Raw genomic sequence first — 21,888 nt, 5'->3', positions numbered from 1 at the left:
GCCGCGGGGCGAAACCCGCGGCGGCTTTCTTCTTCATGGCGGCGCGTTCAGCGCGGCATCTGCTTCGTCGTCACGGTCGAGAAGCCGGTCTTCACGATCGAGGGAATGCCGATGTCGAGGTACTGGTCGGCATCGTCGTACTCCGGCCAGGTGACACCGATCTTGGCGACGTTGGGATCGCCCGTGGTCGCGAAGCGGGTCCACATGCTCATCACCTCGTCGCTGAGCTTGTAGTCGCGATCGCTCACGCCCGGATCGGGCGGGATGTCGGGGCTCGCGGGCAGCAGCGAGGTGCCGTAGATGCGCCCGACCGTGGCGAGCGAGCCGTACTGGTAGGACACCTCGAGCCCGTGGTAGGCCGCCACGCCCGCGTTGGCCCAGTTCACCGGCACGTGCGTGAAGATGTAGGTGTAGATCGGCGACTTCTGCACCTTCACCATCTGCTTGAGGAAGTTGCCGCGCAGCGGGTTGGCGGCCGTGATCTCGGCGCCGCCGTTGCCCACCATGAAGGGCACGTCGCTGTGCTTGTTGTCGAGGATCAGGTTGCCGATGGTGTCGGGCAGCGACCAGTCGTCGACCGTGAAGGCCGTGGTGTAGCCGCTGCCGCTCGCGAACGAGGCCGCGACGATGTCCTGCCACGGCTTCTTGCGCAGCTCGTCGATGGTGGCCGCGCCCACCTTGGCCATCAGCTTCACGCCGTACTGCTCGGTCTGCGCGAGCGGCGTGCCGGCGGTGGTCCAGCCGGCTTCGGCGATGGCACGGTGGAACAGCCCCTTGGCCAGCGGCGAGGCCACGAGCCAGTTGGTCTTCATGCCGCCGCCCGAGTGGCCCCAGATGGTGACGTTGCCCGGATCGCCGCCGAAGCCCTCGATGTTCGCCTGCACCCACTTGAGCGCCGCGACCAGGTCGAGCTGGCCGTAGTTGCCCGAGGACTTGTTGGCCGACTCGGCCGTGAGCGCCGGATGCGCCATGTAGCCGAGCGCGCCGATGCGGTGCTGCACCGTGACCGACACCACGCCGTGATTGGGCAGGTTCGGCAGGTTGTCGCTCGCGCGGTTCACCGAGCCGGTGGTGAGGCCGCCGCCATGGAACAGCACCATCACCGGCAGCTTCTCGCCCTTCTTCTTCGCGGGCGTGGTGATGTTGAGGCGCAGCACGTCCTCGCCCATGCCCGACTCGGGCACGGCGTCGTAGACGGGCGACGCGGGGAAGGGCTGCGGCGCCATCTTGCTGTAGCTGGTGGCGGCATAGACGCCGTCCCACGAGGCCGGCGGCTGCGGCGGCTTCCAGCGCAGGTTGCCGACCGGCGGCGCGCCGTAGGGGATGCCCTTGTACTGGTGCACCCGCGTGTCGCCGTCGCCGACCGTTTCGCCCGAGACCTTGCCCGATGCGGTCTGGATCGGATCGGCGTAGGCGTTCGCGTCCACCGCGGGCGGCGGTGGATTGCCGCCGCCGCCCGATGCCGGCGGCAGCGGTATGAAGCCACCGCCGCCGCCGCCACCACCACCGCCGCATGCCACGAGGCCCGCGCTCAAAGCGAGGGCCGCCAGCCACCTGATCCCCGTACCTCTGTCCTGACGTTTCATGTCTCCGCACCTGGTTGTTGAGTGAGCCGGCATCGTAGGAACGCAGGTGCGCGCACGCTTGTACCGAGATGCTGTGCTGACGCGGGCGCGACAACAGCAACTCGGTACAAGCGCGAGCGGCGGGAATGTGCTTGCGCGGCGCGCGCCGCGCGCGGAGGTTCAGGCCTCGTTGTTCAACGCCAGCCCGGGCGTGGGCCAATCGTCGATCGCGATCAGCCGCCCGCTGCCCGACAGCGTGACGAAGGCGGTGCGCAGGCCGGGGCCGCCGAAGCAGATGTTGGTGGTGTAGCGGTCGGGCAGCGACAGGTGCTCGACCTGGCCGCCGTCGGGTGCCACGATGCTGATGCCGCCATGCAGCAGCGTCGCCACGCAGAGATTGCCGAGCGCATCGACCGCCATCGAGTCGAAGCGCTGGTAGTGCCCGCCCGGCGAGGCGCAGAGCATGCGCCCGCCATGCGGCGAGGGCCAGCCATCCTTGCGCACGCGGCCCGGCGCCACGATGTCGAAGGCCCAGACGCGCGCGCCCTCGGTTTCGGCGTAGTAGAGCGTCTGGCCATCGGGCGACAGCGCGATGCCGTTGGGCGTCATCACGGGCCGCGCGATCGCCTGCGCGGCGGCGCCGTCGGCATGGCCGTAGAACAGGCCGCCGCGGTCCATGTCGCGCTCGCGCACCTTGCCGAGGTCGGTGAAGTAGAAGCCGCCATGCGCGTCGAACACGATGTCGTTGGGCCCGCACAGCGCGCCGCCCTCGACCGTGTCGTAGATCCGCTCCGCGCGGCCGGTCGCGAGGTTCACGCGCTCGATGCGCCCGCCCGAGTAGTCCTCGGCCTGGCCCACGGGCCGCACGCTGCCATCGGCCTCGGTGTGCCACTTGAAGCCGCCGTTGTTGCAGACGTAGACCGCGCCGTCGGGGCCGATCGCGGCACCGTTCGGGCCGCCGCCGAGGTCGGCCACCACCTGCACCAGGCCATCGGGCCGCACGCGCGTGAGCGTGCCGCGCGCGATCTCCACCAGCAGCACCGAGCCGTCGCGCAGGGCGATCGGTCCTTCGGGAAACTGCAGGCCGCTGGCGAGTTCTCGGATCTTCATCGTGTGTCTCCTGGAGGGCGTGGACGGCGAGCCGGCTTCATTGTGCGGTCGGGGCCGCGACGCGACAATGAGAGCCTGTCGAACGCATGCTGCGATGGAGGACACGTCGAATGGCGAAATTCGTTCTGGTGCCGGGCGGCTGGCACGGAGGCTGGGCCTTCGAGGCCGTCGGCCAACTGCTGGCGGGCGAAGGGCACGAGGTGCGCGCGCTCACGCTGTCGGGGCTGGGCGACGAGCCCGCGCGCGGCGCCAACCTCGACAGCCATGTCGACGAGGTGGTGCAGGTGTTGCACGAAGGCGATGCGCCCGCCGTGCTCGTCGGCCATTCGTATGCGGGCATGGTCATCACGGGCGCGGCGGACCGGGCGCCGTCGCGCGTCGGCGCGCTGGTCTATGCCGATGCCTATGTGCCCGCGCATGGCGACTCGGTGTGGTCGCTCACCAGTCAGTCCTATCGCGACCGCTTCATCGCAGGCGTGGCGGCCGATGGCCTGAGCTGCGCGGCGCCGGGGCACATGGACAAGCGCTGCCGTGCCCATCCCATGGCCACCTTCCTGCAGGCGATCGCGTTGACGGGCGACTGGCGCCAGGTCCGCTGCAAGGCCTACGTGGCCGCCTTCGGCTGGGAAGGCAGCCCGTTCATCGCGCTGTACGAAGCGCTGCGGCAGGACCCCGAATGGATCACGCACCGCCTCGACTGCGCGCACGACATTCCGCGGCTCGCGCCCGAGGCCTTCGCGAAGATCCTGCTGAACTACGCGTAGAGCGTCTTCTGCATGAAGACGCTGAGCGGGTCGTCGGTGTAGCCGCCGAAGGGGCCGCGCCGCTCGTAGCCAAGCGAGGCATAGAGGGCGAGGGCCTCGGGCTGGAACGGACCCGTTTCGAGCAGAAGCAGCTTGCAGCCCGCGTCGATGGATGCGGACTCCAGCGCCTGCAGCAACTGGCGCGCGATGCCCCGGCCGCGGTAGTCGGGCGCGACGTACATGCGCTTGATCTCACCCTGCGCGGCGCCGAGCACCACCGCGCCGCAACCCATGGCCTGACCCGCCTCATCGCGCGCGACGAAGAACAGCACATGGGGCTGCTTCAACGATGCGAGGTCGAGCAGGTGCCGGCTTTCGGGTGGATAGAGCTTGTCCTGGTAGGCATCGAGCTCGGCGATCAGGGCGATCACCTCGGGCTGGTCGGGCGTTTCGCGTGCGATGGTCATCGGCGAAGGCTACCCCACGGCCTTGATGAGCCGGTCGCGTCCCGCCTTCGCGAGCATCGACGCGACGGCGCAGGAGGCCAGCCGTGCCGCTTCCGAATCGGCGCGGCTCGTGAGGATCACCGGTACCTTGGTGCCGAGCACGATGCCGGCCGCATAGGCGCCGCCGAGGAAGGTCAGGCTCTTCGCGAGCATGTTGCCGGCATCGAGGTCGGGCACGATCAGCACGTTGGCGCGGCCCGCCACGGGCGAGACGATGCCCTTGATGCGCGCGGCCTCGGCATCGATCGCGTTGTCCATCGCGAGCGGGCCGTCGAGCTGCGCGCCCGTGATCTGGCCGCGGTCGGCCATCTTGCAGAGCACGGCCGCGTCGAGCGTGGAGGGCACCTTGGCATTGACCGTTTCGGTCGCCGAGAGGATGGCCACGCGCACGGCCGGCATCAGCAGCGCATGCGCGAGGTCGATCGCGTTCTGCACGATGTCGACCTTCTCCTCGAGCGTGGGTGCGATGTTGATCGCGGCATCGGAAATCACCAGCGGCTGCGCATGGCCGGGCACGTCCATCACGAAGCAATGGCTGATGCGGCGCGAGGTGCGCAGGCCGCCTTCGCGGCGCACCACCGCGCCCATGAGTTCGTCGGTGTGCAGGCTGCCCTTCATCAATGCATCGACCTCGCCGCGCAGGGCCATCGCCACGGCCGCGTCGGCCGCGGCATGGCTGTGCGGCGCATCGACGATGGCAATGCCCGAGAGGTCGATGCCGATCTCGTGCGCTGCCGCTTCGATCTTCGCGCGCGGGCCCACCAGCGTGGGCGCGATCAGCCCCAGCGCGGCCGAGGCGAGCGCTGCCTCGAGCGACACGGCATTGGCCGGATGCACCACCGCCACGCGCAGCGGCGGCAGGCCGCGCGCGGTGGCGATCAGGCGGTCGTAGTGCGGATGGGAGGTGGTGGGATGGGGTGCGGCCATGCGGGCAACCTTACTTCAAAATTTTTTCAGCCGGCATGTTGACGGCGGCGTAAAGACTATTTACAGTCCGACTCCTTCGCGCAGCAGACTGCGCATTTTCGATTCCACACACAGCACCACAGGACCCATCGTGACCACCGCAGCCCGCATTTGCATCGACAGCCTCCGACCCATGCCGGTCCGGCCGCTCGTGCGCGCTCTGCTGGCCGTCACGGTCGCTGCATGGCTGAACGAGAACCACAGGCTGCATCCGGGTGGAGGGCGCGCTTAGGCGACGACCTCCCAAGCGCTCTTCACCAAGAGGCCCGGACACCGAAAGGTTCCGGGCCTTTTTGCTTTGGCGCCTCATCACCGAACCCTTGACCCATGCAGCGATCGTGCTGCAGCGCATGAAGCCATAAGCCTCATGCACGCTCCTTCAAAATTCGAAACGCCGAGGCGGGGCCGCGATGGCGCGGCCCCTCGCCTCGGCAAGCAAGAGAAAACACATTCAGCCTCGGTGACGCAATTGGTAGACGTGTCCGCCTTAGAAGCGGAATTCTGGGAGTTCGAGTCTCCCCCGAGGCACCAAATTTCTCTGGGTGTAGTGTCAATCAGGTAGACGGCCTGCCCTGGAAGCAGGAGGCTGCAGGTTCGAATCCTGCCACCCAGACCATCGCCATCCCGCGTTAGCTCAATGGATCAGAGCACCTGCCTACGAAGCAGGGGGTTGTACGTTCGAGTCGTGCACGTGGGGCCATTCATGCAGGCCTGGCCGGCTCGCGCACCAGCGCCCGCGCCACCCGCCACGCCATCCACAACAGCGCGATCGGCAGCACCACGGTCTGCAGCGCGAACAGCGCGATCAGCTTCACGATGCGCTCGGCCCAGTCCGAGGCCGAGCGGATGATCTGGTCGTAGGTGGCCTTGAGATTCGGCAGCTTCGGCAGCCAGCGCTCGATGCGTTCCTTCCAGCCCTCCTGCGCATTCGGCTGTGCCTCCTGCGCGGTGTCGACCACAGCGGCTGGCGACTTCTCGATCAGCGCGAGGGCCGACTGGTACTCGTCGGCCATGAAGACGCGGTACAGCGCCTCGTTGGCCATGGCCGACAGCGGCACCGCGAAGCGCACCAGCAGCAGCCCGATCAACAGCGACTGCAGCCAGCGCGGCGAACGGCCGCTGTGCCAGCGCCAGGCGATCCACGCCAGCGCCACCGCGCAGACCAGCACCGACATCCAGGCATGCGCGCCGATCTTGAGCAGCACGAGCTGGATGCCGAAGGACACGCTGGCCGCCAGCATGATGGCCGCGAACTGTTCGATCAGTTCGTTGAGCGGCTTGAGCGCCTGGCCCGGCGCAAGGCTCACGCCGATACCGCCGGGCGTGGCGTCGACCTGCGTGCCCTGCGCCACCGACACCACCGCGCCGAGCGCGCGTGCCGCGGCGAAGGTGGTCAGGGCGCGCTTGAGTCCGTCCTCGACCTGCGCGCGCGCGGGCGTGTCGATCGGCGCGACCCAGCAACCGAGGAACACCACGAGGGCGACGGCGAGAAGGTAGGCGCGCTGCAGCGGTCGGTTGGAGGTGGTGGTGCTGTTCATGGCTCGTGGTCGGGTGCGTGCGCGCGGTCGCGTAAAGGGCCGCGGCGGGCTTCTGGCATTCTCGCGGCGCTCGGTCGCCGCTCGAAAGAATCCCGCATGGCGGGGTCGGTCGGGGTGTGCGTTCGACGCCGCCCCGGGTTTCTTGTTCCCTTCGGAGTCCTCTTCATGACAACCACCGTTCAACCCCGCAAGATCGTCGTGCTCTCGGGCTCGGGCGTGAGCGCCGAAAGCGGCCTGCCCACCTTCCGCGATGCCAAGGGCCTGTGGAACAACCATCCGTGGCAGGAGCTCGCGAGTCCCGAGGGCTGGCAGCGCCATCCCGAGACCGTGCAGGCCTTCTACAACGAGCGCCGCCAGAAGGCCTGGGCCGCCCAGCCCAACGCGGCGCACGCGGCCATCGCTTCGCTCGAGCCGGCCTACGAGGTGGTCATCGTCACGCAGAACGTCGATGCGCTGCACGAGCGCGCGGGCTCCACGCAGGTGCTTCACATCCACGGCGAGCTCGCCTATGCGCGCGGCACCTCGGAGCGGCGTCATCGCTACCGCATCGACGGCGCGGCGATCGAGATGGGCCAGCTGTGCGAGGACGGCACGCAGCTGCGGCCCGACATCGTGTGGTTCGGCGAATCGGTGCAGCACTTCGACGAGGCGCTGATGCACGTCGCCAGCGCCGCGCGCGTGCTGGTGGTGGGCACTTCGCTCGCGGTGCAGCCGGCCGCCTCGCTCGCGCGCTATGCGCACCACAGTGCCGAGAAGGTGCTGGTGTCGCTCGAGATGGAGGAGGTGCCGCGCGGCTTCGACTTCATGCGCGGCAAGGCGACCGAGCAGGTGCCGGCGCTGGTCGCGCGATGGCTCGCGGAAGCGCCGCGACGATAGGTGGCGCCTGCCAGGCAAGGCCCGTCGTCGAGAGATGACGGGCTTTTTTGTGTCGCCTTGTTTCGGCGCCCGTGCGCCGAGACCCTGAAAGAACCGATTGTTCCTAAGGTGCGGGCCGCGTAGTGCTTTTTTCGCCGTGACCTTCTGCACTGGCGAGCTCGCCGCGCTTCACCTACCGTTCGGGCGGTTTCAACGCAACACGGGAGCAGCTCATGGCGGTAGACATGTTCATGCGCGTCGAAGGCGCGAATGGCGAATCGAAGGACGCGAACCACAAGGACTGGACGGACATCAAGTCCTTCGCATGGGGCGCGACCCAGCCCGGCAACATGGTCAGCGGTGGCGGCGGTGGCGTGGGCAAGGCCAGCTTCAACGACCTGCAGGTGCTCGCGCGCATCGACAAGGCGGCGCCGTCCGTCATGAAGAACTGCGCCAGCGGCAAGCACCTGAGCAAGGTCGAGGTCTCGGTCTGCAAGGCCGGTGGCGGTCAGATCGAATACACGCGCGTGACGCTCGAGGAAGTGCTGGTCACCTCGGTGCAGTACACGGCCGAGCAGGGCAGCGACGCGGTGTTCGTGCAGTACGCGTTCCAGGCCGCCAAGGTCAAGCAGCAGTACTGGGAACAGACCGACAAGGGCGGCAAGGGCGCCGAAACCCAGCTCGGCTGGAACATCAAGGAAAACAGGGAAGCCTGAGCACCGCGCGTGCGGGCCGGCGCGCGAGGTGCGCCGGCCCGCGTGCGCCTGTGCGTTGCATTCGCTTCGTCGCAAGGTCCCCGCCCCCATGACCCGCAGCTTCATCGCCCACAGTGCCCTGGGCGAGCGCCTCAAGTTCCGTTCGATGACGGGGCAGGAGCGCATCTCCACGCTGTTCGAATCGCGCGTGCGGCTGGTCAGCGAGCTGCCCGGCATCTCGGCCAGGCAGATGCTCGGCGAGGACATGACGATCGAGGTCAACCTCGCCACCGAGCTCGGCGGCGCGGGGCAGCGCTTCATCAGCGGCCAGGTCACGCGCTTCGCGCGCGTGGGCAAGGACGACGGCGACATGCACGTCTACGAAGCCGTGCTGCGCCCCTGGCTCTGGTACGCGACGCGGCGCTCGGATTTCAAGATCTTCCAGTTCAAGTCCGTGCCCGACATCGTGCAGGAGGTGCTCGCGCCCTACGGCTTCGGCATCGATGCGCGGCTGAGTGGCAGCTACCGCAGCTGGGACTACTGCGTGCAGTACGGCGAGACCGACTTCGACTTCGTGAGCCGGCTCATGGAGTCCGAGGGCATCTACTACTTCTTCGCGCATGCAAAAGGCAGCCATCAGCTCGTGCTGTGCGACGGACCGGGCTCGCATGCGCCGCTGCCCGCGGGCCCGGTGAAGGTGCCCTACCACGCGGGCGTGCTCGCAGCGCAGATCCTCGAGCAGGACTTCATCGACAGCTGGCACCACGCCGAGGATATCGCCTCGGGCCATTTCGCGACCGACGACTACGACTTCAGGAAGCCCCACGCCGAGATCGACACGCTGCGCCGCCAGCCCGCGGGCCATGACCACGACAGCTACGAGCGCTACGACTGGCCCGGCGGCTACACCGAACTCGGCGACGGCGAGAACTACGCACGGCTGCGGCTCGAACAGCAGATCGGCCGACGCGAATCGATCGAGGCCGAAGGCAACCTGCGCCACATCGCGCCCGGCTACCTGTTCGACCTCGCGCGCCATCCCGATGCCGAGGACAACCGCCGCTACCTGATCGAGGCCGCGAGCCACGACTTCCAGGAGAACGCGCTGCGCGTGGCCGCCGCCGGTGCCGCCTACGGCGAATCGACCAGCAGCACCAGCTACCGCCAGGCCTTCGCGGTGGTGCCCGACAGCGCGCCCTACCGCGTGCCGCGCCTCACGCCGCGCCCGCGCACCACCGGCCCGCAGACCGCGGTGGTGGTGGGCCCCGCGGGCGAGGAGATTTACACCGACGAGTACGGCCGCATCAAGGTGCAGTTCCACTGGGACCGCTACGGCCAGCGCGACGAGAACGCCTCGTGCTGGATCCGCGTCTCGCAGACCTGGGCCGGCGGCGGCTACGGCAGCATGCAGATCCCGCGCATCGGCCAGGAGGTGATCGTCGACTTCCTCAACGGCGATCCCGACCACCCGATCGTCACGGGCTGCGTCTACAACGCCGCGCAGATGCCGGCCTGGGAGCTGCCGCGCCACAAGACGCAGTCGGGCATCCAGACGCACTGGAGCAAGGGCGGCGGCGGCAAGCACATGCTGCGCTTCGAGGACCAGCGCGGCAGCGAGCACATCGAACTGTCGACCGACCATGGCGCCACCCACCTGCACATGGGCTACCTGATGAACCAGGGCTCGGAGGTGCAGCGCAGCTACGGCTTCGAGCTGCGCACCAACGAGTGGGGTTCGATCCGCGCCGACAAGGGCCTGCTGTTGACCACCTACACGCAGGACTTCACGCAGCGCGTGTCGCGCGACAACCCCGACGGCCACGAGCACATGGGCGCCGCGCTCGCGCAGAGCGGCGCGCTGATGCAGTCGGCCGGCCAGGCCATCGCCGCCACCAAGGCGCTGGTCGGCGCCATGGCCAAGGGCAAGGGCCAGCAGCTCATGGGACTGGTGCAGGGCGTGCAGTCGCTGGCCGGCGCGGCGCAGGCCGTGAGCGCGCTGGCTGGGGGCGATGCTTCCGACGAGGCCGGCGTCTCGGGCGATGCCGACCCCGCCATGGCGGATGCGCAGCGCATGCTCGACCTCTCGCGCAGGATCGACAAGCCCGTGGTCTCGATCGTGAGCCCCGAGGGCCAGACCATGATCAGCCCCAAGCCCATCGTCGTGAGCTCGGGCCAGAGCGTGTCGATGCGCTCGCAGTCGGCCATGACGCTCACCACCGGCGCGCAGCTCACGCAACTGGTGGCGGGTGGCATGCTGACGCAGATCGCCAAGGGCGGGCAGGTCAACGTGGTCTCGGGCGGCGACATCGTCTCGCATGCGAGCGAGGGCGCGATCAACCTCGTGGCCAAGACCGATGCCTCGGTGACCTCGACCGAGAGCAACGCCAACCTCGTGGGCCGCAAGTCGGTGCTGGTGCAGGCGGTGGACCAGGACGTGTTCGTGATGGGCAAGACCAGCATCTCGCTGATCTGCGGCAAGTCGTCGATCGTGCTGCTCGAGGACGGGACGATCCGGATCAGTGGCGTGAAGGGGCTGGTGAACTTCACGGAGGATCTGGATCAGCGGGGCGGGAAGATCTTCCTGAACTGCGAGGCGCCGGTGGGGGCGGCGCCGCCCGAGGCCACCGAAGAGGAACAGGCGCCCGCCTTGCCCGCGGCGGCCGCGCCGGCGACACCGCAGAGCGCGGCCACCTCCGGTTCGCCCATCAAGTCCAAGGTTCTCGCCGAGCAGATGAAGAGGCTGAAGGATGCGAACTGGAAGATCGTCTATGGGCCGAACGGCAAGGGCTCGCACACCAATCTGCAGACCAAACGGATCACGCTCGACAGCGACGTCAAGACGAACCCGGCGATGTTCCACGAGCACCTCGCCCACGAGCTCGGGCATGCGCTGTATCCGGGAAAAATCGATCTTCAATCGAAGGAGAGCTACATCGACAGCATGCTGATGTCGGAGGGCGCGGCACAGATGAACGAGATCACGGTGCAACGCGAACTGCTGGCGATGGGCGCGGACGACATCAAGGCGACGACCAATCCCATTCACATGGCCATCTACAACGGCGCCTACGACAACGCCTTGAAAACGGGCGACACCGAATCGGCGATCCGGACCATGGGCACGATCTACGGCACCGGGAAGACTTCGACGACCCAGGAGTCCTACTACGACTACTACGCCAAGGGCTACCCCCAGGCCCTCAAGGCCATGTCTCAAAGCAATCCGAAGGGCCCGAAGTGAGCGCGGCGATGAACGGTCCGTCGTCTGCGTTGTCGTTGTGGAGCATGGTCGATGCCTTGTCCGCGCAGATTCCGTTCTCGGCGCCGGCCGTGGCGAGCCTGCTGTCGGCGCCCTTGGCAGAAGCCTCGTCGGCCGAAGACGAACCGTTCCGCTTCTTCGAGGGCGGGCCGATCCGCCTCGGCGATGGTGTCGAGATATCGAGCGTCGACCTGAGGATCCGGCGTGAACCCGGGCACCCCGGATTTCTCGTCATCGAGCTGCAGGGCCGCTGCGTCCCGCTCGAGGAGGTGAGGGCGCGCCATCAGCTGCTGTCGCTCACCGGCGTGCCGCGCGGCCGTTCGCCCGAGGAGGCGATCACCCTCAGCGCCGAGACGACATGGGGACGGCTGTCGTTCGGCTTCAAGGAACGCCGCCGCGACTGCCTGGCCTACATCGTCTTCGCGCCCCACTGAACTGCAGGACGCCCATGCGCTATCACATCCAAGAAGGCCACTTCGACCTCCCCGACGACGGCCGCATCGACCGCTCGATGAACGTGCTCGCCATGCCCGACGGCAGCGGCGTCACCTTCATCGTCAGCCGCGACGCCTTGCGCGCGCACGAAACCCTGGCGCAGTTCGTCGAGCGCCAGATGAACGACCTCAAGCGCCAGGTGAGCCAGCTGCAGGAGACCTCGCGCAACCCCATCGGCGTGGGCCCCGCGATGCGCAGCCTGGCTGCCATCGAGATCGCCACCCGCTTCAGGCAGAACGGCCAGGCGCTGCACCAGCGGCAGGCCGCCTTTCAACTGCCCGACGGCCGCGCGGTGCTGATCCTCACCGCGAGCAGCCCCGAGCCCTTCGGCGAGAGCGAGCTCGCGCTGTGGCAGCGCACGCTCGCGAGCTTCCAGCCCAGGGACTGACGCGGCACCGCGCCCGCGTGCCTCGCCATCGACCATGCCCGGCCAACCCGCAGCGCGCCTGCACGACCCCATTGCCCACACCAACGCGCATGCGCGCTTCTGGGCCAAGTTCGCCGGCGGGCTGATCGGCGGCATCGCCGTGGGCTTCGCGGCCGGCGTGGCCGTGGCGGCCGTGGTCGGCACCGGCGGGCTCGCGGGGCCGCTGGTGGCGGGTGCGGTGGTGGTCGGCGCGCGCATGGCCGGCGGCTATGTGGGCGCGAGCCTCGGCGAATCGATCGCCGATGCGCTGGTGCCCGAGACGCTCACCGTGACCGGCGCCATCACCAGCGCCTCGTCGGACGTGTTCGTCAACAGCAAGGCCGTGGGCGCGGCGCGGGCCTCGCCCGACATTCCGATGGACACCGTGAGCTGCTCGCGCGACTCGCCGCAGATCCTGCTGGCCGAGGGCGCCGAGACCGTGTTCATCAACCGCGGCGTGGCTTCGCGCAAGGACGACCACACCGAGTGCGGCGCCAAGGTCAGCGAAGGCTCGCCCAACGTCTTCATCGGCGGGCCGACCGCGCGCGTGCGCGAGGTGGCCGACGAGGTGCCGCTGATCTCGAAGGTGCTGGTGACCGTGTTCAACGTGGTCATGATCTATCGCGGCCTGCGCTGCCTGCCGAAGCTCGCGCGCCAGGGCCGCCAGGCATTGCCTTGCCTGATCGAGGGCGCGGTCGGCGTCGGCCTGGGCATCCATGGCCTGGTGAGCTCGTTCGGCAACCCGGTGCATGCGGCCACGGGCGCCAAGTTCCTCGGCGGCGAGGGCGAGCTCGATTTCAGCCTGCCGGGCCCGCTGCCGATCGCGTGGCAGCGCTTCTACAACAGCCGCGACCTGCGCCACGACGGACCGTTGGGGCAGGGCTGGAACCTGCCGTACTCGATGCTGCTGCGCCTGGGGCAGGGGCATGACGGGCAGCGGATGCTGACGCTCGTCGACCGGCAGGGTCGCGAGTTGCCGCTTCCCGACATTCCCGCCGGCTCGCGGCGCCATGACCCGTGCGAGGGCGTCGAACTGTGCCGAACCGAGAGCGGCCACTATTTCATCCACGTGCCCGGCGGGCTGTTCTACATCTTCGAGGCGCCGCCGGCCGATGCACCGACGGGTTGCACGCTCAGGCTGGCAAGGCTCGAGGACCGCAACGGCAACTTCATTGCATTGAGCCACGATGCATCGGGCCGGCTCGCCGAGATCGTCGACGGCACCGGTCGCCGCATTGTGCTCGAGCACGAGGAGCGCACGGGCGCCGCGCGGCTGTGCGCGGTGTACCTGGCGGCGGGTGCCCGCGGCGAGACGCCCGGCCTGCTGGTCGCCTACCGCCACGATGCCGAAGGCAGGCTGGCCGAGGTGAGGGACCGCGCCGGCGCCGCGACACGCCGCTTCGGCTACGACGGGCAGGGCCTGATGCGCTTCCATGCCGATGCGGCGGGCCTCGAATGCCACTACGAGTGGACCGGCGTGAATGCCGAGGCTCGCGTGCGCCGGCACTGGACCAGCGACGGCCGCCGCTACGAGGCGAGCTACGCGCCGCCGCGCGCAGGCCAGGCTCTCGGCGAAACTCGCGTCGTCGACAACCTCGGGCGCGTGCTGCTGTGGCAGTGGAACGACGCGCACCAGCTCGTTTCGCACACCAACGCGCAAGGCCGGCGCTGGCAGGCGCGCTATGACGAGCTGGGACTGCTGGCCGCGCTCACCGAGCCCGATGGCGCGACCATGCGGTGCGACTACGACGCGCAAGGTTTTCCCTGCAGCCGCACCGATGCGTTGGGCCGCACCTGGCGCACCGGCTGGACCGACTTCGGCCTGCCGTGGCACGAGACCCTGCCGGATGGCAGCGCCTGGACCTACGCCTACAGCGACGAAGGCAACCTCGTGCGCGAGACCGATCCGCTGGGGCATGTCACCGAGTACGCCTACGACCGACGCGGCCTGCCCGTGCGCGTCACCGACCCCCATGGCGGCAGCAGGAAGCTGCGCTGGAACGAGCGGGCGCAGCTCGCGGCCTTCACGGACTGCTCGGGCAGCACCACGCGCTACGACTACGACGGCTGGGGCTACCTCGCGGCCGTGACCGACGCGCTCGGCCAGCGGACCCTGCTCGCGCACGATGCCAGGGGCCGGCTGCTGTCGGTGTCGCGGCCCGACGGCAGCCACCAGGGCTTCGAGCGCGACGCCGCGGGCCGCCTCGTGGCCGCGACCGACGCGCTGAGCCGCCGCACGCACTTCGTGCTCGGTCCGCGCGGCGAGCCGATGCTGCGGCGCGACGCGGAGGGCCGCCAGATCGCCTGGCACTACGACGCCGCCGGGCGGCTGCAGCGCCTGGTCAACGAGAACGGCCGCGCCTTCGAGTTCGTGCGCGACCAGGCCGACCGCATCGTCGAGGAGCGTCGCGTGGACGGCACCCGCGTGCAGACCGAACACGACGCCAACGGTCGCGTGGTGGCGGTGACGCACTGGCCCGGCATCGGCGACGAAGACCTCTCGCTCGACCCTGCCGCGCAGCCGCGCCGGATCGCGCGGCCGCTTCGCACCGAGCTGGTTCGCGACGCCGCGGGCCGCCTGCTCGAGAAACGCACCGCAAGCCATCGCTATCGCTACCGCTACGACCTGCTCGACAGGCTGGTCGAGGCGCTCAAGCTCGAGGTGGTGGAGGGCGAGGGCGCATCGGCCACGCTGCGCCCCCTGCATCGCACCTGCCTGGCCTACGACCGCCTCGGCCGCATCGTCAGCGAGATCGCCATCGACGAGCGCAGCGGCGAACGCCACGCACTGCATCACGAGCACGATGCCTTCGGCAACCGCACGCGCACCGTGCTGCCCGCGCTGGATGGCGCGGGCGGCGCCAGCGGTGCGGACGACGGGCGACGCGTGCTCGACTACCTCCACTACGGTTCGGGCCACCTGCACCGGGTCGACTTCTCGCACGAGTCCGCGGGCGAACCCGCGCGGCGCCGTGTCGTGTGCGACATCGAGCGCGACGCCCTGCATCGCGAGGTGGCGCGCAGCCAGGGTGCGCTGTCGCTGTGCTTCGCGCTCGATCCGCTCGGGCGGCGCAGCGCGTCGTGGTGCCGGCCGGGCGCGCTGGCCGGCGCCTTCTCGACCACCGACGAGGATTGGCGGCGTGCGATGGACAGTGTCGGCACCGCCGATGCGCGTGTGCTCGATGGCCTGATGAAGGAGTACCGGCACGATGCCGTGGGCGAGCTGCGCGGCAGTCGTCATTCCATAGAAGGCGCGACCGGCTACCGCTATGACGCGACCGGACGCATCGAGGAGCGCGTGCGCATCGTCGGCGCGGCGCAGCAGCCCGATCGCGCCGATCGCGGCGACCGGCACGAGCGCTTCGGCTACGACCCCGCGGGCAATCTGCTCGATGCCGCCGCGACCTTCGCGCCGCCGCAGCTGCGCGACAACCTCGTGCGCGTGAGCGGTGCCCATCGCTACGTGTATGACGGCCACGGTCGCCTGGTCTGCAAGAAGTCGGGGCGGCACACCGAGCAGCGCTTCGACTGGGACGACGAGAACCGCCTCGCCGCCGTGCACACGACGCGGCGCCCGCACACGCCCGAGGCGATCAGTCAGACCACTCGCTTCGACTACGACGCACTCGGGCGACGCGTGGCCAAGCGCGATGCCTTCGGGCACACGCGTTTCGTCTGGGAGGGCATGCGGCTCATCGAGGAGCGCCGTGGCGGGCAGGCCGTGGCCTACGTCTACGAGCCCGGCAGCTACGTGCCGCTCGCGCGCCTGGAGGCATCGCCGCCCGAGGCCGGCGGGCCGCACGGTGGGCGCATCCGCCACTTCCACACCGACACCGCGGGCCGGCCCGAGGAGTTGAGCGACGAGCAGGGCCGCCTCTGCTGGCGTGCCAGCTACCGGACCTGGGGCGCGACCGTCTCCGAGCACTGGGAACTCGCCACGCTCGATGGCCGGCCGGCGCTGTCCGCAACGCCACGGGACGACGATTCGCCGCGCATCGAGCAGAACCTGCGCCTGCAGGGGCAGTACCTCGACCGCGACACCGGCCTGCACTACAACACCTTCCGCTACTACGACCCCGACATCGGCCGCTTCATCGGCCCCGACCCGATCGGCCTGGCCGGTGGCATGAACCTGCATGCCTATGCGCCGAACCCCATCGCGTGGATCGATCCCTGGGGCCTCAACACCCTGGAGAAGGGCTCGCCGCTGCCCGATGCCGCCAAGGTGTATCGCGTAAGCACCGACGGCCCCTTCAACTTCGATTTCAACGCGCGCGAGCTCGATGCGATCGGCAAGGGCAAGCTCAATCCACCGGGCGTGTCGGTGATCCGCGCCAACAGCGCCGACGAGGCCATGGGCATCTGGAACAAGGCCTTTCCCAACCGCCCCGCGGCCAGCGTGGGCGAGATCGGCGCGGCCGACCTGCGCGCCACGGGCTTCGACGTGATTCACGACCCTTCCAAGGGCGCGCTGGGACAGAATCACGCCAGGCTGATCCATCCCGAGGGCGTGGATGGATTCAATGCGAACAAGGGAAAGCTGCTCAGCGCATTCAAGGGATGCGCAGGATGAACATGATCGACCACATCGTTTCGCGCCGCGGCGGCGAGGTGTACGCCACCGTCGAATTCCTTCCGGACGAGAAGATCGACTTCTTCTTTCGCGGGCGCTTGCTGCGCAACGACTTCCCCGCGGAGCTGCTCGCGCTCGTCGCCGAATACGAGGGCATCGTCGAGGACATGGTGTTCTCGCTCGTCGATGAGGTCGAGGAGAGGATCTACGCCTATGACCTCGGGTTGCGCGAGATGGGCGTGGGAGTTTTCAATCTCTCGATAGGCACGCATGGCGAGATCTCGTTCTTCACGAAATACCCGACTGGCAGCGGCTTCAAGGACCGGTATCCGGGCTGAAGCGCACGCGGACCCGGGCCGAACCCTCGGGGCGGCGGTGCAGAACCTGCGCGACAACCGCGACGACGAGGTCGAGGGCACCTTCTGTCATGCGCTCTTCGAGGACCGCATGTTCGACGAGGCGCTGCTCGTGCCGCTCATTGCCGACATCGCGTTGGTGCTGAAGCAGCAGGAGGTCGACCCGGCGCATCGCCGGCTCGCGCACTGGGTGATGCTGGGCACGCTGCGCTGCCTGTTCTCGCACTTCGATGCGAACGATTTCTACAAGATCGAGAACCTCGATGCGGAGGTTTATGGGCGGTGGAGTGGGGACTACTTCGAGCGGTTTCGGGCGTTGATGTCGGGCTGAGCTGCGCGCTTGTCACGACCGCGCCAACCAAATCGCCGGGTCCACAATTGTTCACCCCAAGGGCCTAGCCTGGCCCACGTTCTCTCCCTACATTCCAAGGGGTCACGCCCCGCGCAAGCATCCCCTAGCAAGCGCGAAGGCGAGGCACAAAAGGCGACGGCCGAGGTGCGCTAACACCCCGGCCGTCTAACCAAGTGACGTGCACACCCTTGGAAAGAGAGCACACCAAATGGCTGAAGAGATTATGGCCGGCGCCCCCGCGCCCTCCGCGTTCATCCCGCCCACCGCGCCGGATGCATTCGATCTTCTCGAGAACAAGTTGTCCCAGCTGCATGCGCTGCTGAGCAGTTGCTACGGCATGGGCAGCGACTGGTTCGAGGAGATAGGCCCGAGGCGGCGCGACATGATGCTGTGGATCGCCTCGGACCTCACGCGCGACGCCGAAGACTTGCTGCAGGAGGTGGCGCCTCAGGTGCTGCGGGGCTCAGGCGCCTAGAGGCCGAACACCGCGACCGTCGCCCAGAATGCCAACCATCCTGCGCCGAAGGCTATGAGCGACATGCCCAACAAGAAGGCAAGCAAGTAGCCGAACCGCTTCGGTCCATCCGCGGCGCGGGGTACGCACCACACATAGATCGCGACGGCCCAAGCCAGCAGAAAAAAGAGCGATCCTGCGGCAATGCTGCCTGAGACAGGCACGATCTCTCGCCGGTCGAGCCATGTGACGCCGAGGTTGAGCAAGGGAATCGCGGCGGCCCACAAAAAAACGTTGAGAGCGAGTCGAGAGCCGACCTTCATCGGATCGCCTCCCCTTTGTAGTAGTACTCCGGCATGGGGCTTTCCCACCCGGGCGCTTGGTAGCCCGGTGTGGGAACGAGCGGTACGTAGCCCATCACGCTCTTGAGTAGACCGGCCACGTAAGAGCTGCTGTTGTATTCCCCCGAGCGCATCTGCGAGCCACGCACGTTCTTGGGTGCGGAATAAGGGGCCACGTAGCTGGCAAAGCGCTGCGAGTTTTCGATCAGCTTGCGTGCGAATTCCTGGCGGCTCATGCCTGCTGGAGGATTCAAGGGAATCCGCACTTTCGCTCCACCGGGCAGCGAGTTCTCGTACTTGTTCGTCCTGATCAGCTTGAAGTTGCCCACCCCGGCTTCGGTGAACGTCGGCTGCCCATCGATGACGGTGATGCCGCTGTAGGCGTCGTCGATGATGATTGAGAAATGAAGATCTGGTGGATCAGGCCAGCTGACGTATCCCGCCAATCCAGCTGCGACACGGCCATACAAGGTGACGGTGGGCTCGGAATGCTGGGCTTGAGCTACGGATGCTGCACTCGAAGACATAAGTACTCCCTAGTGTGGCGGCTCTCGAACGAGAGCGCGAAACATCATATGACGTGAGCTCGTCGCTGCGTCAATCAGGCTATGAGTGCACGCGGACAGGTCACTCGATGTGCCGCCGATCGTCGCGCGGATGGCGGTTGGTTCGATGACGTTGACCTGAGATGTCTAGGTCTGCCGCAAAGGATGAGGGCGATCTTCTGACGCGCGATGCGTCAATCCCATGATCAGGGATCTCGATGGCGCGTTCAGCAGCCCAGGCGCTGCTTGATCTCGCGCAAGCGCAGCGAGTGGGCCGAGAGAAATTCCGGCCCCGCATCTTCCTTGGATGCGCCGCGATAGCTGATCTGCCCGATGTCGTCGTTCGACGCGCGCGGCCCCGTGTGGCAGGCCGGCGAGCAGTAGCGGCAACCGTTGACCTGCCGGTAGAACGCCCTTGCCGTCTGCATCGCCGAACGGCAGTCTTCGTGCCAGTCGAGCGACAGCGTGTTCACCGGATGCGGCCAAAAAATGCACCCCTGTGCGTGTACCTCATGGTCGCCATTGAGTTGTGCGGTCTTGTTGACGCAGTACTGTGGCATTTCGATCCTCTTGGCCCCTTTGCTTGGGGAGGATCGTAGGAGGGAGAGGCGGGGAGGTGAACGTCACTCCGGGTGATTGACATTTGTGGCCCGCTTCCATACGGGTCAGGCAAACGCTTTCAGTGTCCGGAAATTCGAGATCTAAAGTATTCAGTCGTCTCAGCGTCGCTGCAGTAGATGTAGCAGCCCTTCATGCCACGCGTCATGAGCGTACGGTAGGTGTTCTTGATGATCAGAGCAGCCAAGGCCTTGGCCTTTTCGGGCGTGGCCTTCACCTGTGTCTTATAGCCGCGCAACGTCTTGTCGTGACGGTCCCGCGCTTCAGGCACGGTGACGACTTCGCCATCTCGCACGATCAGATCGGGGCCGATGATCACGCCGATGTACTCGACTTCGAGGCCTTGGCAGGTATGGATACAGCCGACTTCGTTGATCGAGTTGGGCGCGACGATCCACAAGCTGCCATCGACATCCAAGTTCCAGCGCCTGCGATAGTCCGAGCCGATCACGATGTCGAAGGATTGCGGGCTCTTCTTGCTGATCCAAGGCCAGCAGTAGCCGGCAACCACGCGGGCGGCATTCGTCGAGTTCTTTTGCTCGATGGCGGCGTGGAGCGCGCCGGGTGTATCGAAGACACGGAATTCGAAGCTCGTATCCGTGAGCGTCTTGTTGGCGGTTTCGCGAACGTCGAGCGTGTTGTCGAGCCAAGCGATGTAGCCGTCCGATCCGCTGCACCTGAACTGAGAGGCTAGTTCGTGTTCGAGCAACTCGGCACCTTTGCCGCCGCCGAAGCCGCGGATCGCTTCCTTGGTGCCGATGTCGCTCATCGCGACACGCTGGTCCTCATCGATGAAGAACACAGTGCACTTGGAAGCAGCGACCAATTCCTTGATTTGGTTTTCGCCGAGGTTGCCGTAGAGGCCACTCTTTTCGTTCAGCCGGTGAGCTTCGTCCACGATCAGGACGTCGAAGGTATTGGCAGGCGTATCGATGAAACCGCCAGAGCCTACGAATAGATTCGAGTACTGAGTGCGCCGCATCGTGCCTGCCAGCTTGCTCTCGTACACCCGCCGGGGTGCGGCGTTCTTAGAGACGTACTTGCAGTTGAGCCCCGCGCTCGTCAGCGCGACCAGTGCGTTGATGGCCAAGACCGTTTTGCCGGTCCCTGGTCCTCCTTCGACGATCACTACCTTGGGATGCGTTGCAGATGCGGAGCGACCGGCCGCCAAGATGTGTTCGTACGCTTCCTTCTGATCGTCGATCAGGATGAACTCGGCGTTTCCTTTGAGCAGTCCCGCCAAGCTATCGCTCAAAGCCTTCGACGGTCGAATCCTTCCGTTGACCAGCTCATACAGGACTTTCGGATCGCCGTACTTGATGTGCTGCTTGATGAAGGTCCGCAGTTGGCTGCGCTCGGTCTCGCCCTTGAGGAACAGCGGGGCCTTCTCGATGTAGCCAGCGTAGTGATCGGAATCGATCACGCCATCGCGTTCGTAGTTGTGCAGGTATGCGCAGGCCTGGACGCCGATATCGCCCGTGTGCACCGCTTCGTTGAAGCCTTCGAGCAGGGAGGCGTACGACCATGCTTGGTAGGAAGGGTGGACTACTTCGCGCTGGCCCTTGCCCAAATAGGTGGTGACCAGGGCATCCTTGGTGGAAGCCCGCACCTTCTCCCATTGCTTCAGCTCGACGATCACAACCTTCTTTGATTGATCGGCGTCGCGACCCGTGAGGCTGATGTCGATGCGCTTGGAACTCTGCGGGATGTGAAGCTCGACTGCGACGCCCACGTCATCAGGGATCAACGGGTCGCGAAGAACCTTCGACATGTAGCCCAAGGATTCTTTCCACGCGCGCATCTCTGCCGTGGGAACCTTGCGGCCTGTCACGCTGTGGTACTTGCCGAGGATGACGTCTTCGATGTCCCTGTCGTCGTTGTCGCTGAGGAACTGACCTTTGCTGGCTTCGTAGACGATCACTTCGGATTCGCTCCGGGGGCCACGTTGGTGTCGTTGCTCTGGGCTTTCCGACTGCTGCCTCGGACCTTGTCTGCGGGGTAGCGAAGCTCGTTGGACCGCAGCTTTTGCTGCACGGCTGCATTCAAGTCGACGCCGAGGACCGAAGACAAGCGGACGAGGTACAGCAGCACGTCGGCGAGTTCGTCTTGGACAGCTTGCGCGGTTTGCGGGTCGGAGCCGGCCTTGACGGATGCCTCTTCGGACATCCACTGAAAGATTTCGTTGAGTTCGCCGACCTCGCCGGTCAGCGCCATGACCAAGTTCTTAGGGGAGTGGAACTGGGCCCAATCGCGCTCGGTCGCGAACTGGTCGAGCTTCGCAGCAAGCCCTGCGACGTCGACGAGAGGAGCGTCTCGCCCCGGACTGTGGACCTCGGTCACTTGAAATTCTCTGGTTTCCCCTAGCACGGCATCGAGCCAGGGGCGGGTTTCAGAAGCGGTTTCGAGAAACGAGTGTATCTAGCGATGAGGGCGATTCGTTGCTTCTCCCTCTGGGAAAACCCAGGGAAGACCCAAAAGGGGCAACATTGTTAAATTCGATGCCTTCAGGCT

Annotated in this window: 20 protein-coding genes and 3 tRNA genes; 13 read left to right on the top strand and 10 right to left on the bottom strand. The window is 67.1% G+C overall.

Annotated elements, in window-relative coordinates; translation table 11 throughout:
• Positions 1-47: 47 nt before the first annotated feature.
• The gene (locus AC1HIL_RS27510) at positions 48-1,535 is read right to left on the bottom strand and encodes a carboxylesterase/lipase family protein (RefSeq protein WP_479670504.1); all 1,488 of its coding nucleotides are present in this window, start codon (positions 1,533-1,535) and stop codon (positions 48-50) included.
• A 210-nt stretch (positions 1,536-1,745) separates the two neighbouring features.
• Entirely contained in the window at positions 1,746-2,675 is a 930-nt protein-coding gene (locus tag AC1HIL_RS27505; protein WP_479670503.1) for an SMP-30/gluconolactonase/LRE family protein, read from the bottom strand.
• A gap of 110 nt (positions 2,676-2,785) precedes the next feature.
• Between AC1HIL_RS27505 and AC1HIL_RS27500 the strand changes: the two genes are divergently transcribed.
• The gene (locus AC1HIL_RS27500; protein WP_479670502.1) at positions 2,786-3,439 is read left to right on the top strand and encodes an alpha/beta fold hydrolase; all 654 of its coding nucleotides are present in this window, start codon (positions 2,786-2,788) and stop codon (positions 3,437-3,439) included.
• Here AC1HIL_RS27500 and AC1HIL_RS27495 read toward each other — a convergent pair.
• Both AC1HIL_RS27495 and AC1HIL_RS27490 read right to left on the bottom strand, forming a co-directional pair.
• Positions 3,430-3,885: a GNAT family N-acetyltransferase gene (locus AC1HIL_RS27495; RefSeq protein WP_422096275.1), complete on the bottom strand. Its 456-nt coding sequence runs from the start codon at positions 3,883-3,885 to the stop codon at positions 3,430-3,432. The two genes, AC1HIL_RS27500 and AC1HIL_RS27495, sit on opposite strands and share 10 nt — an antisense overlap.
• Before the next feature lie 9 nt (positions 3,886-3,894).
• The gene (locus tag AC1HIL_RS27490) at positions 3,895-4,851 is read right to left on the bottom strand and encodes a phosphate acetyltransferase (RefSeq protein WP_057597032.1); all 957 of its coding nucleotides are present in this window, start codon (positions 4,849-4,851) and stop codon (positions 3,895-3,897) included.
• 493 nt (positions 4,852-5,344) lie between these two features.
• Here AC1HIL_RS27490 and AC1HIL_RS27485 point away from each other — a divergent pair.
• The 3 genes from AC1HIL_RS27485 (at position 5,345) to AC1HIL_RS27475 (ending at position 5,590) form a co-directional block, all read left to right on the top strand.
• Positions 5,345-5,421: transfer RNA gene (locus AC1HIL_RS27485), tRNA-Leu, on the top strand.
• Between the two features lie 7 nt (positions 5,422-5,428).
• Positions 5,429-5,506 (top strand) — tRNA-Pro (locus AC1HIL_RS27480).
• Between the two features lie 7 nt (positions 5,507-5,513).
• A tRNA-Arg gene (locus AC1HIL_RS27475) sits at positions 5,514-5,590 on the top strand.
• Position 5,591: 1 nt separating this feature from the next.
• On the opposite strand, the gene AC1HIL_RS27470 is transcribed toward AC1HIL_RS27475, so the two are convergent.
• Positions 5,592-6,428: a hypothetical protein gene (locus AC1HIL_RS27470; RefSeq protein WP_479670501.1), complete on the bottom strand. Its 837-nt coding sequence runs from the start codon at positions 6,426-6,428 to the stop codon at positions 5,592-5,594.
• Between the two features lie 165 nt (positions 6,429-6,593).
• Here AC1HIL_RS27470 and AC1HIL_RS27465 point away from each other — a divergent pair, with 165 nt between their 5' ends.
• The 9 genes from AC1HIL_RS27465 (at position 6,594) to AC1HIL_RS27425 (ending at position 17,894) form a co-directional block, all read left to right on the top strand.
• Positions 6,594-7,304, top strand: coding sequence for an SIR2 family NAD-dependent protein deacylase (locus tag AC1HIL_RS27465; RefSeq protein ID WP_479670500.1), 711 nt, complete (start codon positions 6,594-6,596; stop codon positions 7,302-7,304).
• 212 nt (positions 7,305-7,516) lie between these two features.
• Positions 7,517-7,999: an Hcp family type VI secretion system effector gene (locus tag AC1HIL_RS27460; protein WP_208509750.1), complete on the top strand. Its 483-nt coding sequence runs from the start codon at positions 7,517-7,519 to the stop codon at positions 7,997-7,999.
• Positions 8,000-8,087: 88 nt separating this feature from the next.
• Complete coding sequence (locus AC1HIL_RS27455; RefSeq protein WP_479670499.1) at positions 8,088-11,219, top strand: type VI secretion system Vgr family protein; 3,132 nt, start codon at positions 8,088-8,090, stop codon at positions 11,217-11,219.
• An 8-nt stretch (positions 11,220-11,227) separates the two neighbouring features.
• A complete protein-coding gene (locus AC1HIL_RS27450; protein WP_479670498.1) occupies positions 11,228-11,671 on the top strand; it encodes a hypothetical protein in 444 nt (147 codons plus the stop codon).
• A 14-nt stretch (positions 11,672-11,685) separates the two neighbouring features.
• Positions 11,686-12,120: a DcrB-related protein gene (locus AC1HIL_RS27445; RefSeq protein WP_057594923.1), complete on the top strand. Its 435-nt coding sequence runs from the start codon at positions 11,686-11,688 to the stop codon at positions 12,118-12,120.
• A gap of 34 nt (positions 12,121-12,154) precedes the next feature.
• Positions 12,155-16,711 carry an RHS repeat-associated core domain-containing protein gene (locus AC1HIL_RS27440; RefSeq protein WP_479670497.1) on the top strand — a complete coding sequence of 1,519 codons (4,557 nt, stop codon included), beginning with the start codon at positions 12,155-12,157 and terminating at the stop codon, positions 16,709-16,711.
• Positions 16,708-17,049, top strand: a complete 342-nt coding sequence (locus AC1HIL_RS27435) for a hypothetical protein (protein ID WP_057594921.1) — start codon at positions 16,708-16,710, stop codon at positions 17,047-17,049. Before AC1HIL_RS27440 ends, AC1HIL_RS27435 begins: the two co-directional genes overlap by 4 nt.
• Positions 17,050-17,086: 37 nt before the next feature.
• Positions 17,087-17,398 (top strand): hypothetical protein, encoded by a 312-nt coding sequence (locus AC1HIL_RS27430; RefSeq protein WP_479670496.1) that lies wholly within the window; start codon positions 17,087-17,089, stop codon positions 17,396-17,398.
• A gap of 229 nt (positions 17,399-17,627) precedes the next feature.
• Positions 17,628-17,894 (top strand): hypothetical protein, encoded by a 267-nt coding sequence (locus AC1HIL_RS27425; protein ID WP_479670495.1) that lies wholly within the window; start codon positions 17,628-17,630, stop codon positions 17,892-17,894.
• On the opposite strand, the gene AC1HIL_RS27420 is transcribed toward AC1HIL_RS27425, so the two are convergent.
• The 5 genes from AC1HIL_RS27420 to AC1HIL_RS27400 all read right to left on the bottom strand — a co-directional run bounded on the left by AC1HIL_RS27420 (position 17,891) and on the right by AC1HIL_RS27400 (position 21,717).
• Positions 17,891-18,196 carry a hypothetical protein gene (locus tag AC1HIL_RS27420; RefSeq protein WP_479670494.1) on the bottom strand — a complete coding sequence of 102 codons (306 nt, stop codon included), beginning with the start codon at positions 18,194-18,196 and terminating at the stop codon, positions 17,891-17,893. The genes AC1HIL_RS27425 and AC1HIL_RS27420 overlap by 4 nt on opposite strands.
• The gene (locus tag AC1HIL_RS27415) at positions 18,193-18,741 is read right to left on the bottom strand and encodes a hypothetical protein (protein WP_172705611.1); all 549 of its coding nucleotides are present in this window, start codon (positions 18,739-18,741) and stop codon (positions 18,193-18,195) included. Before AC1HIL_RS27415 ends, AC1HIL_RS27420 begins: the two co-directional genes overlap by 4 nt.
• A 245-nt stretch (positions 18,742-18,986) precedes the next feature.
• On the bottom strand, positions 18,987-19,319 hold the full coding sequence (locus AC1HIL_RS27410; RefSeq protein WP_216087416.1) for a hypothetical protein: 333 nt from the start codon (positions 19,317-19,319) through the stop codon (positions 18,987-18,989).
• Between the two features lie 119 nt (positions 19,320-19,438).
• The gene (locus tag AC1HIL_RS27405) at positions 19,439-21,298 is read right to left on the bottom strand and encodes a DNA/RNA helicase domain-containing protein (RefSeq protein WP_479670493.1); all 1,860 of its coding nucleotides are present in this window, start codon (positions 21,296-21,298) and stop codon (positions 19,439-19,441) included.
• Positions 21,295-21,717, bottom strand: coding sequence for a nucleotide pyrophosphohydrolase (locus AC1HIL_RS27400; RefSeq protein WP_057594916.1), 423 nt, complete (start codon positions 21,715-21,717; stop codon positions 21,295-21,297). Before AC1HIL_RS27400 ends, AC1HIL_RS27405 begins: the two co-directional genes overlap by 4 nt.
• Positions 21,718-21,888: the final 171 nt, after the last annotated feature.

It is taken from the genome of Variovorax sp. ISS6 (assembly GCF_056523145.1).
This window is presented reverse-complemented; position numbering and strand designations above follow the sequence as displayed.

Coding starts and splice junctions, on each gene's coding strand:
- AC1HIL_RS27505 (WP_479670503.1), bottom strand. CDS start 2,675: ATGAAGATCCGAGAACTCGCCAGCGGCCTGCAGTTTCCCGAAGGACCG.
- AC1HIL_RS27500 (WP_479670502.1), top strand. CDS start 2,786: ATGGCGAAATTCGTTCTGGTGCCGGGCGGCTGGCACGGAGGCTGGGCC.
- AC1HIL_RS27495 (WP_422096275.1), bottom strand. CDS start 3,885: ATGACCATCGCACGCGAAACGCCCGACCAGCCCGAGGTGATCGCCCTG.
- AC1HIL_RS27490 (WP_057597032.1), bottom strand. CDS start 4,851: ATGGCCGCACCCCATCCCACCACCTCCCATCCGCACTACGACCGCCTG.
- AC1HIL_RS27470 (WP_479670501.1), bottom strand. CDS start 6,428: ATGAACAGCACCACCACCTCCAACCGACCGCTGCAGCGCGCCTACCTT.
- AC1HIL_RS27465 (WP_479670500.1), top strand. CDS start 6,594: ATGACAACCACCGTTCAACCCCGCAAGATCGTCGTGCTCTCGGGCTCG.
- AC1HIL_RS27460 (WP_208509750.1), top strand. CDS start 7,517: ATGGCGGTAGACATGTTCATGCGCGTCGAAGGCGCGAATGGCGAATCG.
- AC1HIL_RS27455 (WP_479670499.1), top strand. CDS start 8,088: ATGACCCGCAGCTTCATCGCCCACAGTGCCCTGGGCGAGCGCCTCAAG.
- AC1HIL_RS27450 (WP_479670498.1), top strand. CDS start 11,228: ATGAACGGTCCGTCGTCTGCGTTGTCGTTGTGGAGCATGGTCGATGCC.
- AC1HIL_RS27445 (WP_057594923.1), top strand. CDS start 11,686: ATGCGCTATCACATCCAAGAAGGCCACTTCGACCTCCCCGACGACGGC.
- AC1HIL_RS27440 (WP_479670497.1), top strand. CDS start 12,155: ATGCCCGGCCAACCCGCAGCGCGCCTGCACGACCCCATTGCCCACACC.
- AC1HIL_RS27435 (WP_057594921.1), top strand. CDS start 16,708: ATGAACATGATCGACCACATCGTTTCGCGCCGCGGCGGCGAGGTGTAC.
- AC1HIL_RS27425 (WP_479670495.1), top strand. CDS start 17,628: ATGGCTGAAGAGATTATGGCCGGCGCCCCCGCGCCCTCCGCGTTCATC.
- AC1HIL_RS27420 (WP_479670494.1), bottom strand. CDS start 18,196: ATGAAGGTCGGCTCTCGACTCGCTCTCAACGTTTTTTTGTGGGCCGCC.
- AC1HIL_RS27415 (WP_172705611.1), bottom strand. CDS start 18,741: ATGTCTTCGAGTGCAGCATCCGTAGCTCAAGCCCAGCATTCCGAGCCC.
- AC1HIL_RS27410 (WP_216087416.1), bottom strand. CDS start 19,319: ATGCCACAGTACTGCGTCAACAAGACCGCACAACTCAATGGCGACCAT.